Source organism: Chitinophaga terrae (ex Kim and Jung 2007) (assembly GCF_900107795.1).
In the GTDB taxonomy this organism is placed as follows: Bacteria; Bacteroidota; Bacteroidia; order Chitinophagales; family Chitinophagaceae; genus Chitinophaga; species Chitinophaga terrae.
This window is the reverse complement of sequence record NZ_FNRL01000029.1, coordinates 61,498-78,417: the sequence shown is the minus strand read 5'-3', so window position 1 is coordinate 78,417 and position 16,920 is coordinate 61,498. Positions and strand designations below refer to the sequence as shown.

Here is a 16,920-nt window from a genome sequence, read left to right as displayed (position 1 = left end):
TGTTAATGGCGACGGTAAGTCATAGTCAGTGCCCGGGATCGCCTTGCCTTTAGCGCCGCTTAAGTCGATAGAAATTGGTATTTCAGTAGTTACGCCTGTTGGCAATGCATAGCCGATCGTCTGATCTGTACCTTCAGGCATAGGAGCGGCTGGCACGGTGAACGACAGCTTCGTATTAGCGGCAATACGACGGGTAATGTCCAGTATCTTCACCGTTGTATTTACAACAGTGTATCCTGTTATGGTACCTTTAATCACCACCTGTTCATCTTTCTCCAAAACCTGGTCGGTAAGGGTAGAGAGCAGGTCGGCAGTTTTTTCAGTTTCCTGCAGCTTTGTCAACTTAATTGTAGTGAGCTTATCGAAATCGTTGATTTCTGCTGCTTCAGAAGTTGCATCGGCAGCCAATGTTATTTCAAGGTCTTTTGCCGACGTATAACCGGCAGGGAAGGAAATTGCCAATGGCGTTTTGTTGCCTTCATAGATCTGGGCGCTATCGGCGCTGATGGTAAGGACTCTCTTGGTCGGATCTGTTTTATCTGTTATCGTCAGTTTAAGACTGTCTTTCACCAGGATACCCGGCGCCGCTGAGCTTCCAAGCAGGATGAGGTCTCCCCCGTCGTCGAATACTTTATTGGAAGGGATATGTATGTTTACTTTGTTGGAGATATCGCTGTTTGCGGGTATGGTAACCGTATTGATATAAGTATAGCTGGCGGCCGGAACGGTGGATGAATGCCCTACGGCAAAATCCACCTGGATGGGAATTTCAGTAGTTAACCCCGATGGTAACGTAGCCCAGATCTGTGGATCAGCAGCTGATCCTTCATCAGCGGTTGGGGTAGAAATATGCAGCACCACCGGCGATGTCATTGGCAGATCTGCATCGATGATGTGTATAGTATCCTTCCATCCCGAATAAACAGTACCTGGTACCCCATCGGTTGCAGATAGGGAAAGATACAGGTGTTCCTTTCCCTCTATGATATCATCGTCCAGTATTTTGAAAGGAAGATCAACTGAATCTTTACCGGCGGGAATGGTGGCAGTGAGCGGCAGCGTATAATCGGCGCCTGCTGTTGCGGTAGATGTGGCGCCGCGTGTAATGTTAACGGTGATGGGCAGATCTGTTCTCACGCTGTCGGGCAGTTTTACCGTTAGTTTGCCGTCGAAAGGTTCTTTCAACAGTGTTGAATCGGGCTTCACCAGCCTGACCCTCGTCAGGAAAGTATCTCTTCTTGTAGAATCCTGGATATAGAAAGTGAGATCCGAGGTTTTCAGTTCGCCCATTACCGTAGCGGTAGCCTTTAACTGGATAGATTCTTTTGCTTCCAGGATGCTGTCCAGCACCGCGGCAAAAGGAATATTGATACCGTTGGAATCTTTAACGATGGTATGAGTGGCAGTAAATTCAAAGTCTTTGCCTGCTGTTGCCGTACCGCCGGTCACGGTTAAAGTAACCGGGGTCGCCTCAGTGGCCAATACAGCCGGAGGTAAAGTCACCCTTACCATCTCTCCTGTTTTTCCTTCCAACAGGTCGTTGCCTGAAAGAGTGATATCTCTTGGTTCGTCGTCTTTGATCGTATAGGTACATTCTGTCTGGCCGGAGATGGTCAGCAGTTGCTTGGCCGTTACACAGGCGGGAACCAGCATCTTCACAGTAAACTTCCTGCTGTATTCCAGTTTGTTATTGCCAATAACCTGGATGTTGTTGATAGGAATGGTTTGTCCCTGGGTATAAGTACCGGCGGGGATCATAAATCCCCCAACGAATTTAATATCTGTTCCTACCTGTGCAGGCCATTGTTCGGAAGGATCGGGTACCAGTTCCATTTTAACATACAAAGGAACTTTCAGCGTCGCTTCAACGCTGTTCACTTTCAGGAAGATCTGGGCTGCGGTGGTAGATCCTGTGTTTCCTTCAGCCCCTTCAAATGTCGCATTGGCAAAGGAAACATCTATCTGCTCTGTGCCTGTGGCCAGGGAAGCCATTGTACCGATATCGATGTGGGTGGGATTCAGATCATCTGAATAGGCAACGCCCACACGGGTACCTACCGCCTGGTACATCATACTGGCAGATTTATTCTCCATGTATATATCCACACCGGTACCCCGGGCTCTGACAGGGTCTACTGCCGAGGCGGTATATTTAGGAAGTATGTAATCATTGACCCCGTTGGAGATCGATTCCATTTCACTTTCATACCTGGCGGTGAAAGAGTTAAATACATTAACAGCATGAAAAGTATGGGAATAGGAACCGGGAGTTGCATTGGTTCCATCCTGCCTGTAAAAACCTACTATATTCGGAGAGGCGTAGGGATTGGCAAATCCCACGCCCAGAGTGCTGTTTCCTGATAATGACCCGCTTGGATAAGGGTCCTGCATATTCAACGATTCGGCCAGGTAAAGTCTCGGCGTCGTATAGGAGTCGTTGTTATACATCACGTAATCGAGCGTATAATAGTTCTGGTTAGCAACGTAGGTGATGATAGTCAGAATGGAGGTAGGGTAATATTCATCGGTTGTATAAGAAGCCGAGCCCTGCAGGTATACTTTGTAAGGATCTGCTGCCGTTCCTGTGCCCATCAGCGGCGAAACGTCACAATACGTTATTGTTACCGGGGTAACTAAAGAGTAACTGGGAATAATGTCTGACTTCGTGGCCAGTTTTGCCCGGATACCGACAAACCGGCTGTCAATATTCTCCTGCTTTCCTTTACGATATACCCTAAACGTTCCGTTCGCGTTCACTTCAATCCTTAATCCGTCTGCGGCAGTATTTCCACCATTCGGGTTTACTACTGTTACTACCTGCGCCTGTGCAGCAGTGGAATGTATAAACAGGAAGATAAGAAGAAGAGAAACGGCTCTTGACAGGTATGCGCAAAAGTGAGCAGACATACCTTGCTCTGTTGATCTCATAGGATAGGAACGGAGTAACATATAAGCGTGTAAATTTCTATTTATACATATAGATTTTTAAGTCCAAAAATGTGAAAAACAGTCCTTGTAAAACCCTATATGCGAATCTCTGTAATTGGCTCTGCTTCGGCGGTTTGACCAGGGATAAATGAAAAACCATCAGCCGGAACAGATACTGGTAAAACAAAGGGCGGACACCTGTCTGAAAACCTGCCCAAATAATCCTTATATATAAATTACATATCCTTTCACCTGTCTCTTACATCCTAACAATTAAATATAATATTATATATTTTAATTAGCAAATCTATAATAATATTTATATTAAATCAAATATTTTTATGTAAACTCCTAGCTCCTTTCATTATGTCATGATTAACATATTTTTATAGCAATAGCAGTGGCGCTCATGGGTTAATGATTATGTTAAAAGTTAAAATAACCCTAGATTTGCAAAAAAATATTCTGAATGTCTACAATTTCAAAATCGAACATTGACTTTAACCTCGGATATAAGGTAAAAGACATGTCTCTGGCGGCTTGGGGTCGTAAAGAGATTGAACTGGCGGAAGCAGAAATGCCGGGCCTCATGTCATTAAGAGAAGAATATGGCAATAGCAAACCTTTACAAGGCGCCCGTATTGCCGGTTGCCTTCATATGACCATTCAAACAGCTGTACTGATCGAAACCCTGGTTCACCTGGGTGCAGAGGTTCGCTGGAGCTCCTGCAATATCTTTTCTACCCAGGATCACGCCGCTGCTGCTATCGCTGCTGCCGGTATTCCTGTATTTGCATGGAAAGGACTGAACGAACAGGAATTTGACTGGTGTATTGAACAAACCTTGTTCTTTGGCAGCCCTGACCGTCCGTTAAACATGATCCTGGACGACGGTGGCGACCTTACCAACATGGTACTGGACAGATACCCTGAATTGATCCAACATATTAAAGGATTGAGTGAAGAAACCACTACCGGCGTTCACCGCCTGTACGAAAGGATGAAGAACGGCACTTTACCAATGCCGGCTATCAACATCAACGATTCTGTAACTAAATCCAAATTCGATAACAAATACGGTTGCCGCGAGTCCTGCGTAGACGCTATCCGTCGCGCTACCGACGTGATGATCGCTGGTAAAGTGGCTGTAGTTGCCGGATTCGGCGACGTAGGTAAAGGTTCTGCCGAATCTTTAAGAGGTGCAGGCGCCCGCGTGATCGTTACCGAAATAGACCCTATCTGCGCTTTACAAGCTGCAATGGAAGGCTATGAAGTGAAAAAAATGAACGACGCCGTTAAAGAAGCAGATATCGTTGTTACTACCACCGGTTGCCGCGATATCATCACCGGCGAACACTTCAAACTGATGAAAGACAAATGTATCGTTTGTAACATCGGTCACTTCGATATCGAAATTGATGTTGCCTGGTTGAACAAGAACTACGGTAATACCAAAGTAGAAATCAAACCACAGGTAGATAAATACACTATCGATGGTAAAGACATCATCCTCCTGGCTGAAGGTCGCCTTGTGAACCTGGGCTGCGCTACAGGTCACCCATCTTTCGTAATGAGCAACTCTTTCACTAACCAAACCCTGGCTCAGCTTGAACTGTGGTTACATAGTGATCAATACGAAAACAAAGTATATGTATTGCCTAAACACCTGGATGAAAAAGTAGCCAGACTTCACCTGAAAAAGATCGGCGTAGAACTGGATGTACTGACCACTGCTCAATCCGAGTACCTGGGTATCCCGGTTGAAGGACCATTCAAACCAGACTACTACAGATACTAAAGCTCGCTTGTTTCACGCAAAGGAGCGAGGTTTCACGCAAAGGGGCAAAGAAGCAAAGCCCGCAAAGGAATTTTTTAAGTGAAATAAGATTATTAAGGAAATAAAAAGGAAGGCAAAGGGAATGAAGATTGTGTTATATATCATAATCTTTGTTCCCTTTGCTTTTTTATTTTACTTAAAAAAATTCCTTTGCGGGCTTTGCTTCTTTGCCCCTTTGCGTGAAACCTCGCTCCTTTGCGTGAAACTTCGCTCTTTTGCGTGAAAAATTAATAGCTTTGCAATATGACTAAGCTGAGTGTTAACATCAACAAGTTTGCTACCCTGAGAAATGCCAGGGGCGGTAATTTGCCGGATATTTTAAAAGTGGCCCAGGACTGTGAACGCTTTGGTGCAGACGGGATCACCGTTCACCCACGGCCCGATGAGCGTCATATCCGCTACCAGGATGTAAGGGACTTAAAACCCCTGGTAACTACAGAGTTTAATATCGAAGGCTACCCATCCAAAGAATTTATGGACCTTGTACTGGCTGTAAAACCAGACCAGTGTACCCTGGTGCCCGACCCTCCTAACGCTATCACCTCCAATACCGGTTGGGATACTGTTGCACACCAGTCTCAACTGAAGGAAGTCATTTCTACCCTGAAACAGGCAGGCATCCGGGTATCTATTTTCCTGAATCCTGATATCACCAAAGTGGAAGGAGCAAAAACCGCGGGCGCAGACCGTATAGAACTCTATACCGGCCCTTACGCGGAAGAATACACGAAAGCACGCACGCAACCGCAAAACCTGCAGTTGTTCAACGATTATAAAAACACCGCCAAAGAAGCTACTGCCATCGGCCTCGGACTAAACGCCGGCCATGATCTGAACCTCGATAACCTCCGCTTCTTCAAACTGCATATACCACAACTGGCAGAAGTATCTATCGGCCACGCCCTGGTTGCAGACGCGCTGTATTTCGGACTGGAAAACACGATCCAGTTGTACAAACGCCAACTCGCGGATTAGTTGCACGCAAAGGAGCAAAGGAGGCCAAGAGCGCAAAGGAATTTTTTTAAGGAAAAAAGAAAGCTAAGGAGCGGAGATTATTTTTTATGTTATTTGGCAGATAACAAAACATAATCTTCGCTCCTTAGCTTTCTTTTTTTCCTTAATAATCTTATTTCACTTAAAAAAATCCCTTTGCGCTCTTGGCCTCCTTACGCGACTTTGCGTGAAACAAAAAGCCATTCCAGACGCTCCCGGAATGGCTTTATCAACCCTTAAAACAATCAACATGTAATTCATACCGGATCACAACAAAACCGGCATGAACTTATATGAATTGCCGTCATGACTGGCAGCAATGTTACGCGGTTTTATTTCTTTAATAACGCTATTTCCAGCACTTGGTTCATTTCCCTTACATAATGGAATTTCATTCCTTTAATGTATGCCGGATTAATTTCTTTAATATCTTTCTCGTTCTGCCAGCACAATATCACTTCCTTGATACCCGCTCTCTTGGCAGCAAGGATCTTCTCCTTGATGCCTCCTACCGGAAGCACCTGGCCGCGTAAAGTTATTTCACCTGTCATTGCCAGGTAGGATTTCACCTTACGGTTGGTGTAAAGCGACGCCAGGGCAGTGAGCATCGTGATACCCGCGCTAGGACCGTCTTTCGGTACAGCGCCTTCAGGAACGTGAATATGTACGCTCTTGGACGAAAATAATTTAGGATCTATTTTCAACTCAGCGGCATGGGCTTGCAGGTAAGTCAGCGCAGTAACGGCCGATTCTTTCATTACATTACCCAGGTTACCTGTCAGCTTCAGATCTCCTTTTCCTTCACTCAAACTGGTTTCAATGAAAAGAATATCTCCGCCTACATAAGTCCAGGCTAAACCTACTGCTACGCCCGGAGGATTACCTACCTTGTATATTTCATTGGAATATCTTGGTTTCCCTAAGATCTCCTGTACTTCATGGTCTGTTAATGTGTCAGGCACCTCTTCCTCCAATGCTACCTGTTTTGCCAGGTTACGCATGATGGCGGCAATCTGCCTGTCTAATTCCCTTACGCCGCTTTCCCTGGTATAATCGCCTATCAGGTGCTCCAGGACCGTGTTAGGTATTTTGATCTTCAGATCTTTCAGTCCATGGGCTTCTTTCTGCTTAGGAAGCAGGTGACGTTTGGCAATTTCAATTTTCTCTTCTATCGAATAACCGCTCAGGTCAATGATCTCCAGGCGGTCTCTCAGCGCCGGGTGAATAGCATTGATGTTGTTGGCTGTGGCGATGAATAATACTTTGCTCAGGTCATATTCCAGTTCCAGGTAATTATCATAGAAGGTACTGTTCTGTTCAGGGTCCAGTACTTCCAGCAATGCGGAACTAGGATCGCCGCGCAGATCATTGCCTATCTTATCGATCTCGTCGAGGATCATTACCGGGTTGGATGATTTCACCTTGCGGATGGATTGTACAACACGGCCAGGCATTGCCCCGATATAGGTTTTACGGTGGCCCCTGATCTCGCTCTCGTCGTGCAGTCCGCCAAGGCTCAGCCGAACGTATTTGCGGCCAACTGCATTGGCGATAGACCGGCCTAAAGATGTTTTACCAATACCCGGAGGGCCTACGAAACATAAGATCGGCGATTTCATGTCGCCTTTCAGTTTCAGCACCGCCAGGTATTCCAGTATCCTTTCTTTGATCTTGTCCATGCCGTAGTGGTCATGATCCAATATCTTCTTGGCTTTTTTAAGATCGTAGCTATCGGTGGTGTAAGATTCCCAGGGCAGATCCAGCAACAGGTCCAGGTGATTGTAAACCACGCTGTAGTCCGGGGTGCTCGGATGCATCCTTTCCAGTTTCTCTATTCCTTTCGCAAAAGCTTCTGCAGCCGCTTTCGGCCACTTCTTCTCTTCCGCCTTGCGCTTCATTTCCTTCAGCTCACGGTCATTGGTATCTCCTCCCAACTCCTCCTTAATGGATTTCATTTGTTGTTGAAGGAAGTAGTCGCGTTGCTGTTTATCAAGATCTGCTTTTGTTTTATTGGTGATCTTGTTCTTCAGCTCCGCTAACTGCAATTCTGTCTGCAAGAGTTTCATCAGTAATTCCGCCCTTGTACGCAGGTTGTCTATTTCCAGTAACCGCTGTTTGTCTTTCAGATCGGAATTCAGGTTGGAAGACACAAAATGCACCAGGAACGAAGCATTCTCTATGTTCTTAAGAATGATACTCGCTTCAGAAGGCAGGTTGGGCGACAACTGGATAATTTGTGCCGCCAGGTCTTTGATTGAAGAAATATAGGCTTCAAATTCTGAATCATTTTCTTCTGTTACATCCTGGAGGATGTCAACTTTGGCTTTGAAATACGGCTCCTCTGTCAATATTTCATTTATCCTGAAACGTTTCCGGCCCTGGATAATGATGGTAGTGCCGCCATCGGGCATTTTGATGAGTTTCACGATGCGGGCTACCGTACCTACTTCGCTGAGGTCCTGTATTTCGGGATCTTCTATTGTACTGTCTTTCTGTGCGACAACGCCAATCGATTTATCCGTTTTATAAGCATCATTTACTGCCTTTATAGACTTGTCGCGCCCTACTGTAATAGGTAATACTACGCCGGGAAACAACACTGTATTGCGTAATGGTAATAATGCCAATTCATCAGGGAACTGCTCATCGTCCTGTCCTTCACCTTCTTCATTTAGAGGGATAATTGGCATGAACTCCATTTCATCTTCTGAATTTCCTAAATAAAATCTGTTCATCTTAGATATTTAAATCCGTTCGAGGACATTCTGACAGTAACACGTGCACCTGTCCTCAATTTTATGTGCGTACCTATCATTGTCAAGTTTGGTGCCAAGTGACGGCTTGTCAGTTTATTTCACGCAAAGCAGCAAAGTAAGCAAAGAAGCGTAAGAAATTTATAAAGAAGCGTAAGAAATTTATAAAGAAGCATAAGAATTAAAAAAGAAGCGAAGATTAAATAGTAGTACAAATAAATATATTACTATTTTAATCTTCGCTCTTAAACAAAGCTTATGTTCCTTCTTTAATTTCTTATGCTTCTTTATAAATTTCTTACGCTTCTTTGCTTACTTTGCTGCTTTGCGTGAAACACTTATAAGGTGACGCCAACGCCCAGCTGGATGCTTTGGTTTTTCCAGTTGCTGGAGTTTATAGTCTCTAAACCTTTTACATCATTAAACCCGATGATGTAGCGGGCGCTCACGTTTACGATCGGCAATTGCAACCATAAACCGGCAACACCGGAAATTTCACCGCCTTTAAACGCTTCTTTGGCAGCGCCAAGCACTTTCCTGTCGCTTACCAGGGCGCCGAACTGAGGACCTACCTGTAATTTTAAACGGGGAGTACCAAGGTCAATGTTCGCTAACAATGGAATGCTGAGGTAATTCAGATTGATCTTTTTGCGGTCGTCGGCTGTACTTACGCCTTCATAGATTTTGCTGAAATCGTCTGTTGTTTCTGTTTTGGTAGAAGAGAAAACAAGTTCACCCTGTACTCCAAAACCTTTTACTAATCTGAGTTGTGCAAAACCGCCCAAATGGTAACCAAGTTTGAAACCATCCTGGAATCCACTTCCATCAAGTTTTCCAAGGTTGGCGCCTCCTTTAATACCGAAGCGTAATAATCTGTCCTGAGATTTAACAGTAGAAACAGTTGCAATCAATAATACCGCGACGGCGAGAAACAGTTTTTTCATATTCTATTTTGTTAGTAATGGTTAAAATATAGACGTACCAGCCTATTAATACCCCTATGCCGGCAATGAATATCCCTGAATACAAATTCCGTGCTATTTGTTAAAGTTTTCAAAAACTGTAGTACAGCCGGGTGGTAAAGTAGCTCATAACATTTTGATTATTACCTGTAAAAGGTTTGAAGAGCGTGTAAGATGGGGTAATAGTAAAATGATTTAAAAAGTAGGAACAGTTCACTGTTATATCGATGGCCCTCGCTTCAAATTTCGTATGGTCTTCAAAGTTCAATTCTTTGCCGGAACCTTTGCCCTTAAAAGGTTTGGGCTCCCTGGCCAGGTACTGGGGCGCTTTCAGGTTGCTGTAATAATTAGCGGTACCCAAAGTTACATTGGTTGACGGAGTAAGGATGCAGGCATCTCCTAAACCGAATATCCCCGTAAACATGAACGGATGACGGGCGGATAATATCAGGTTAAAATCATTTCCCCTCAGCGATTCCCGTATATGCGTTGCCGATGTTGTATGCGTTCCCCAGCCGTAGTCCAGGCTTAACCCGGGCTCTATCCACCATTTGCGGTAATAGAAATAAGCAAAGAGTTCATTTTTGATCGGCGTGCCCGGCACATCAGACGAATCATTGAACAGGTAACGGGTATAAGAGATACCGGTTAAAAAATTCCTGTTCTTCGTATAATCATACCCGGCAGTAAGATCCCATTCAAACCAGGGCTGGCCGATTGAGTTCAACAGGTAATAAGAGCTGACGCCTGCATACCAGCCGCTTTTATGATAGTAAGATACAGAAGGAGATAAATATGGTTTGAGAACAATAGGATTATCGAAATTATTCACCTTGCTTCCGTAAGCGGGATTATTGCCATAGCCTGCGCCGATCATTACTTCGCTGCGCTGCTGTTTTTGCAGCAACGAATCAAGCTGTTTTTCCAACTCTGCTAAAGTCTGGCCTGCGGCAATATTGCTACAAAACAACAGTATAGTAAAGAAGTATAGGCGCATATTGTAAAGTACGTGCCCACAAGATAAAGCAATAGCCTGTTTATTGCACAAAGTTCCTGTGAAAAAGCTATTTGTGTGGGTAAACAGACTATTTCTGTCGTTTAGCGGTCTTTTAAACCAGGTCGATCACGGTGATCTCTGGCAGAATTCCTACCCGGCCCGGGTAACCGAGGAACCCGAATCCGCGGTTCACGTACAGGAATTGTTTCCCGTTCCTGTACAATCCTGCCCATTCTTTGTAAATGAAGTTGGCAGGGCTCCATTTGAATCCCGGGATCTCGATGCCGTATTGCATGCCGTGGGTATGACCGGCCAGCATCAGGTCTATATCCGGGTATTCAGGACGTACCTGTGCATCCCAGTGAGTGGGATCGTGCGACATTAATAATTTGAAAGGAATATCTTCTGTTCCGGAATAAGCTTTTTTCAGATCGCCGTATTTGGTGAAGCGTTTCAGGGCGCTCCAGTTCTCAATTCCGATCAGGGCTATTTTATCGTTCCCCCGTTCGAAGACGACGTTTTCGTTGTTCAGGAGCTTCCATCCCATTTTGCCATGTACATCTTTCAGGGCCTGCAGGTTGGCTTCCCGAAGGGGGCTGTAGCCCCGCGCATCCATATCCGGCCATGGGTAGTAGTCGCCGTAATCGTGGTTCCCCAGGGTCGAATAAACCCCCATAGGCGCTTTGATCTGGTTGAAAACATCCATCCATTGATCCATTTCCACGGCCCGTTCGTTTACCAGGTCGCCGGTGAACAGAACGATATCGGGTTTCTGGTCATTGATCATTTTAATTCCCTTCATCACGGCTTCCCTGTTGGTAAAGCTGCCTGAATGTACATCCGATATCTGCACTACCCTTAATCCTTTGAAGGCTGCGGGCAGGTTGCCGAAAGCCAGTTTCACTTTACGGACATGATAATTATATTTATTTGAAAAGCCGTAGATAAGAGAGCCAAAGAAAGCGCCGCCGGTTAACAATCCCAGTTTTACGAGGAATTGGGAGCGGTTGATGCCATTTTCGGCCGGGGCGGCTGCGGAAGCGCTGCCAAACTTGCGGACCAGGAATACGATGGCACGGCGGATATCATCTATCAGTAAAAATACAACTACGAACAGTTTTGCCAGTACCAGCCCGATGAATACGGCCAGCAGGTACGATTTTACCGTGTTAGGCCAGTGCGCCCAGTTGATATAGGGCAGTATGGCCACCATAAGGATGCAGATCCCGGAAACGGCCCAATAGGAGGAATAAGTGATGGTTCTTACTCGGGGGCTGGACATATATACCAGCGCCCGGAGCGCCTGGAATACATAAATGTCAAGTATTATCAGGAAAAGTATCAGTACTATTGAGTTCAAGCCGGGTCGCATTATCAAAATTTAATATAGCTATATAATAATTTAGCAATTTACTATAACCAAATTGCTCGAAAAAGTTAAAACAGGTTTGTACCTGGTATACAGACGAATAACAATAAGAAGAATTGTATGTTTTTAATTTTTTTTTGGCGAGGGGATAAACAGTACTTTTGCTACCCGGCAGGCCAGTAAAAACATTTAATAATTTCATCATATAAATAACCGAACCGGCTAAAAATTAACCCTTTTTAAAAAAGCAGGACACAACTTTGCGGACACTTTGTGTATAAATAAATATAAGGTAACTCCTGATTTTTGTCTATTCGTTGTATTTTTGGCCGATTAAGCTATTTTTATTCCGGAAATTAGGGATTATTGAACCGAAATGCCGGCAATTCTTGGAAAAGCGCTAATTTTCTTGAGAATCCGGGAGTCAAAAAACGACACGCATGAAGTATACTTGTTACGGCCATTCCTGCTTTGCGGTAGAAATTCAGGGAAAAAAAGTGCTTTTCGACCCGTTCATTACACATAATGAGCTGGCAAAGAGTGTGGATATCAGCAAGATAGAAGCGGATTATATTTTTGTGTCGCACGGGCATGAAGACCATACCGCCGACCTGATAGACCTGGCAAAGCGTACCGGCGCCAAAGTGGTTTCTAATTATGAGATAGTGATGTGGGCGAAAAGCAAGGGAGTAGAAAACCTGCACCCAATGAATACGGGCGGCAAGTGGAAATTCTCTTTTGGTACTGTGAAATGCGTGGTGGCTCAGCATTCGAGCGGCCTGCCGGATGGCTCTTACGGAGGAAATCCGCTAGGCTTTGTATTCATGACAGATGAAGGCAATTTCTATTATTCCGGGGATACTGCGCTGACATTGGATATGGAACTTGTTCCGGCGATCACGACGCTGGATTTCGCCATTTTACCCATCGGCGACAACTTTACAATGGGTATTGAAGATGCTATTGCCGCTGCTGAACTGATCGAATGTGATAAGATCATCGGCGTACATTATAACACCTTTGGCTATGTGAAAATAGATACTGAAGAAGCAGTTAAGCTGTTTGACGACGCCGGGGTTGAATTGATCCTTCCGGAAATCGGAAGTACAATCGAGGTTTGAGGAAGAAGTGATGTTATATAATTTATCCTTTATCCTATAAATAACCTTTGAATTTTTAAATTACACAATGGCAAGAATAATCGCAATCGCTAACCAGAAAGGTGGCGTAGGAAAAACAACAAGTGCTATCAACCTCGCAAGCAGCCTGGCTGTCTTGGAATACAAGACGTTGTTAGTAGATGCCGATCCCCAGGCTAACAGTACTACGGGGCTGGGTTTCGACCTGCGCAATGTGCAACAGAGCCTGTATGATTGTATGGTAAACGATGTGCAGGCCAAAGACGTTATATTAGAATCTGATACGCCTAATTTAAAGGTGTTACCATCGCATATCGACCTGGTAGGTGCAGAACTGGAGCTGATCAACCATCCTAACAGGGAAAGGGTAATGAAACAAGTGATAGAATCAGTAGAAGGAGATTACGATTTCGTCATCGTAGACTGCTCTCCTTCCCTGGGTCTGATCACCGTAAACGCCCTGGTAGCTTCTAATTCCGTTATTATTCCCGTACAATGCGAATTCTTCGCACTGGAAGGATTAGGTAAATTGCTCAATACCATCAAGATCGTTCAAAGCCGCCTGAATATTGAACTGGAAATAGAAGGGATCCTGATGACCATGTATGATGGCCGTTTACGACTCAGCAACCAGGTGGTAGATGAAGTAAAACAACACTTCGAAGAGAGCGTGTTTGATACTATCATTCACCGCAACACCAAACTCGGGGAAGCGCCCAGCTTTGGCAAGTCCGTAATTATGTACGACGCTGCCAGCACCGGGGCTATCAACTACCTGAACCTGGCCAAAGAGATCCTGCAGAAACACGACTACACGAAAATTAAAACCAAAGATAAAATCCTAGCTATCAACGATGACCAATCCAAGTAAGAAAGAGGCGTTGGGCAAAGGTATTCGCTCATTGCTTCAAAATATCGATACAGATCTGAAGCATACTACCAATGCCCTGGGAAAAGAGGTAGTGGCCACCGCTACCGGTATTGAACGCATTCCGCTGGAACAGATTGTAACCAATCCCAAACAGCCGCGCCGCGACTTTGATGAGGTATCTTTGCAGGAACTGAGCCAGTCGATCAAATTACACGACATCATTCAGCCTATCACTGTTGCCAAGATAAATGGTAAAAAATACCAGCTTATCGCAGGTGAAAGACGTCTCAGGGCCAGCAAATTAGCCGGATTAAAAGATATTCCCGCGTATGTACGACAGGCCAACGACCAGGAACTCCTGGAATTAGCCCTGCTCGAAAACCTGCAAAGGGAAAACCTTAACGCCATCGAGGTAGGCCTCAGTTATAAACGACTGATGGATGAATGCAACCTGACACAGGAACAGGTGGCCGACCGCATGGGTAAAGAAAGAAGTACTGTTACCAACTATATCCGTTTGCTGAAACTGCCCCCTGATATCCAGGTCGCTGTCCGGAACGGACATCTGAGTATGGGCCATGCCAGGGTTTTAACAGGCGTGGATAATATAGAAAACCAGCTTTTCCTGTATAACGAGATCATAAAAACAGGCCTCTCCGTTCGTCAGACCGAAGAACTGGCCCGTAAGATCAACCAGGCTGTAAAAGCCGCTCCTCAACAGGCTAAAGTCAAATTACCTCCATCATTTCAAAAGATTCAAGACCAGCTGGCGTCTCACTTCTCCACAAAAGTGAAACTGGACAGAGGGAAAAATGGTAAGGGAAGTATTCTAATCGAATTCTATTCGGACGAAGAACTGAATAGTATTCTCGAAAAAATAGACTTATACGGTGGCTAATCTGGCTGGATATATAACTCGATCATTACGTTATTTCTTATTGTTTTTGCTGGTTGTAGTGCTCGTGGTACCATTGCAGGCGCAACAGGATACACTGCGGCCTGTACACACCACAGGCGCCGACACCACGATCAGCATTACTACTACTCCAATCCGCCCCGCTGATACAGTAAAAAAGGCTAACAACAGCCTGTTTACAGATTCGGCTTATGTGCCCAACTCCAAACTGCCTCACAGCCCCAGGAAAGCAGCGCTTTACTCGGCTGTTTTTCCAGGTCTTGGACAAGCCTATAACAGGGAATATTGGAAAATGCCGCTTGTTTATGCAGCACTGGGTACCTGTACCTATTTCTTCATAGACAATATGAAAGTTTACAAAATGTTCAGGGATGCCTACCGCCTGAGAATGGACGGCAACCCCGACACCAATGATACAGGCGAAACTGTACCTTATGATACCGAGTATTTAAAACTGAACCGGGATCAGTTCAGGCAGTATGTCGACTATTCCGTATTGTTCTTCATCCTGGCTTATGGTCTGAATATCGTGGATGCAACGGTGTTTGCGCACCTGAAGAACTTTGATATGTCAGACGACCTGAGTATGAGGATCTCTCCTACCCTCATCAATAACCGTACACTGGGCGTTGGGATAACCCTCTCCATCGGTGGCGGTAAAAAATCGACCCGCAGCAAGTACTTCGCTGGTCGCTGATCGCTAATCACATTTAATCAACCTAACATACAACATCGATAAAGTCATGAAAATTGCACTTATAGGATATGGGAAAATGGGCCAGGCAATAGATGCTATTGCTACGGCAAAAGGACATGAGGTGATCCTCAAAATTGATATCAACAGCCAGCACCTGCTCGAAAAGGAACACCTTAGCAAGGCCGATGTTGCAATTGAATTCACCACTCCTGAAACCGCCTACCACAATATCCTCAAGTGCTTCGATGCAAATGTACCGGTAGTAAGCGGCACCACCGGCTGGTTAGAGAAACTTCCGGAGATCAAGGCGCTTTGCAAAGAAAAGAACCAGTCTTTTCTCCATACTACCAACTTCAGTATTGGTGTAAATATCTTCTTCGAGGTAAATAAAAAACTGGCAGCTCTTATGGCGAGCCAGCCGCAGTACAATATCAAGATGGAAGAGATCCATCATACCCAGAAGAAAGATGCGCCCAGCGGAACCGCTATTTCCCTGGCCGAACAGATCCTGGAAGTGGTGCCACGCAAATCAGGCTGGGTAAATGAAGATACAGACCAGGCAGCCAACCTCGGCATCGTCTCCAAACGGATAGATCCGGCTCCGGGTACCCACACAGTTACTTATACCTCAGAGATCGACGATATCACTATCACTCATACCGCTCACTCCCGCCAGGGCTTTGCCGCCGGCGCTGTTGTAGCCGCCGAGTATATACACGATAAAAAAGGTGTATTTACCATGCGTGATGTATTGAACCTGGGCTAACGGATTGAAAATCAATATCTGGCGCCGCTCCGACTGCAGACGGGAAAAACTGCTTATCTTTGCAGCCAGATTTTTAGTGCTCACCACCACTTAAAGAACATCCTGGAGGGATTATGTTATCAAAGAAAACACAATACGCATTTCACGCATTGATTCACCTGGCAGAGAATGTAGATAAAGGACCAATCCTGATATCCGAGATTGCCCAGGAAAAAAATATTTCCATCAAATTCCTGGAAAATATCCTGCTGGAGCTGAAAAATGCCGGAATCCTGGGTAGTAAAAAGGGAAAAGGCGGCGGCTATTACCTGATGCGTCCTCCCAAGGAGATCGCCCTGGCTAAAATTATCCGCCTGCTGGACGGACCCATTGCCTTATTACCTTGTGTGAGTCTGAATTACTATGAACGCTGCGAAAACTGCAGAGATGAGGCCACCTGTGGGCTCAACGAAGTGATGGGAAAAGTAAGGGACTCCACACTTAAAATATTGGAAAACAAGAGTTTAAAAGATATCCTGACAAGGTAATCGAATTACTTTTGATTATTGAGGCTGGCCATTGGAAAATGGTCAGCCTTTTTATTTTCAGAATTGGACCAACCAACACTTGCGAAAAAATTCACATCCACCGCTTAAAAATTTCAGGACCGCCGGTAAAAATTAGTCTATCTTTTTTATAGGATTTATGTATTT

The 16,920-nt window shown here is 45.0% G+C and carries 13 protein-coding genes; 8 read left to right on the top strand and 5 right to left on the bottom strand.

Annotated features, from left to right (window positions below; translation table 11 throughout):
• Positions 1 to 2,907 (bottom strand): Calx-beta domain-containing protein (locus BLV62_RS23520; RefSeq protein ID WP_168928050.1); only part of this gene is annotated, 2,907 nt, incomplete at its 3' end.
• 490 nt (positions 2,908 to 3,397) lie between these two features.
• Here BLV62_RS23520 and ahcY point away from each other — a divergent pair.
• Together ahcY and BLV62_RS23510 are read left to right on the top strand one after the other, a co-directional pair.
• Positions 3,398 to 4,726, top strand: coding sequence for an adenosylhomocysteinase (gene ahcY / locus BLV62_RS23515; RefSeq protein ID WP_089764866.1), 1,329 nt, complete (start codon positions 3,398 to 3,400; stop codon positions 4,724 to 4,726).
• Between the two features lie 282 nt (positions 4,727 to 5,008).
• Entirely contained in the window at positions 5,009 to 5,740 is a 732-nt protein-coding gene (locus tag BLV62_RS23510) for a pyridoxine 5'-phosphate synthase (protein WP_089764864.1), read from the top strand.
• A 350-nt stretch (positions 5,741 to 6,090) separates the two neighbouring features.
• Here BLV62_RS23510 and lon read toward each other — a convergent pair whose 3' ends face one another.
• The 4 genes from lon to BLV62_RS23490 all read right to left on the bottom strand — a co-directional run bounded on the left by lon (position 6,091) and on the right by BLV62_RS23490 (position 11,842).
• Entirely contained in the window at positions 6,091 to 8,493 is a 2,403-nt protein-coding gene (gene lon / locus BLV62_RS23505; protein ID WP_089764862.1) for an endopeptidase La, read from the bottom strand.
• A 356-nt stretch (positions 8,494 to 8,849) separates the two neighbouring features.
• Positions 8,850 to 9,455 carry a porin family protein gene (locus BLV62_RS23500; protein ID WP_089764861.1) on the bottom strand — a complete coding sequence of 202 codons (606 nt, stop codon included), beginning with the start codon at positions 9,453 to 9,455 and terminating at the stop codon, positions 8,850 to 8,852.
• Between the two features lie 109 nt (positions 9,456 to 9,564).
• Positions 9,565 to 10,401: a hypothetical protein gene (locus tag BLV62_RS23495; protein WP_139170367.1), complete on the bottom strand. Its 837-nt coding sequence runs from the start codon at positions 10,399 to 10,401 to the stop codon at positions 9,565 to 9,567.
• Positions 10,402 to 10,582: 181 nt separating this feature from the next.
• The gene (locus BLV62_RS23490) at positions 10,583 to 11,842 is read right to left on the bottom strand and encodes a metallophosphoesterase (RefSeq protein WP_089764857.1); all 1,260 of its coding nucleotides are present in this window, start codon (positions 11,840 to 11,842) and stop codon (positions 10,583 to 10,585) included.
• A gap of 437 nt (positions 11,843 to 12,279) precedes the next feature.
• Here BLV62_RS23490 and BLV62_RS23485 point away from each other — a divergent pair, with 437 nt between their 5' ends.
• The 6 genes from BLV62_RS23485 to BLV62_RS23460 all read left to right on the top strand — a co-directional run bounded on the left by BLV62_RS23485 (position 12,280) and on the right by BLV62_RS23460 (position 16,755).
• Positions 12,280 to 12,960 carry a metal-dependent hydrolase gene (locus BLV62_RS23485; protein ID WP_089764855.1) on the top strand — a complete coding sequence of 227 codons (681 nt, stop codon included), beginning with the start codon at positions 12,280 to 12,282 and terminating at the stop codon, positions 12,958 to 12,960.
• Between the two features lie 67 nt (positions 12,961 to 13,027).
• Positions 13,028 to 13,849, top strand: a complete 822-nt coding sequence (locus BLV62_RS23480) for a ParA family protein (RefSeq protein WP_089764853.1) — start codon at positions 13,028 to 13,030, stop codon at positions 13,847 to 13,849.
• Positions 13,833 to 14,747 carry a ParB/RepB/Spo0J family partition protein gene (locus BLV62_RS23475; protein ID WP_089764852.1) on the top strand — a complete coding sequence of 305 codons (915 nt, stop codon included), beginning with the start codon at positions 13,833 to 13,835 and terminating at the stop codon, positions 14,745 to 14,747. The genes BLV62_RS23480 and BLV62_RS23475 overlap by 17 nt, the downstream gene beginning before the upstream one ends.
• Positions 14,748 to 14,793: 46 nt before the next feature.
• Positions 14,794 to 15,462, top strand: coding sequence for a DUF5683 domain-containing protein (locus tag BLV62_RS23470; protein ID WP_139170366.1), 669 nt, complete (start codon positions 14,794 to 14,796; stop codon positions 15,460 to 15,462).
• Between the two features lie 46 nt (positions 15,463 to 15,508).
• Positions 15,509 to 16,228, top strand: a complete 720-nt coding sequence (gene dapB / locus BLV62_RS23465; RefSeq protein WP_089764848.1) for a 4-hydroxy-tetrahydrodipicolinate reductase — start codon at positions 15,509 to 15,511, stop codon at positions 16,226 to 16,228.
• 113 nt (positions 16,229 to 16,341) lie between these two features.
• Entirely contained in the window at positions 16,342 to 16,755 is a 414-nt protein-coding gene (locus tag BLV62_RS23460) for an RrF2 family transcriptional regulator (protein ID WP_089764846.1), read from the top strand.
• Positions 16,756 to 16,920 lie beyond the last annotated feature (165 nt).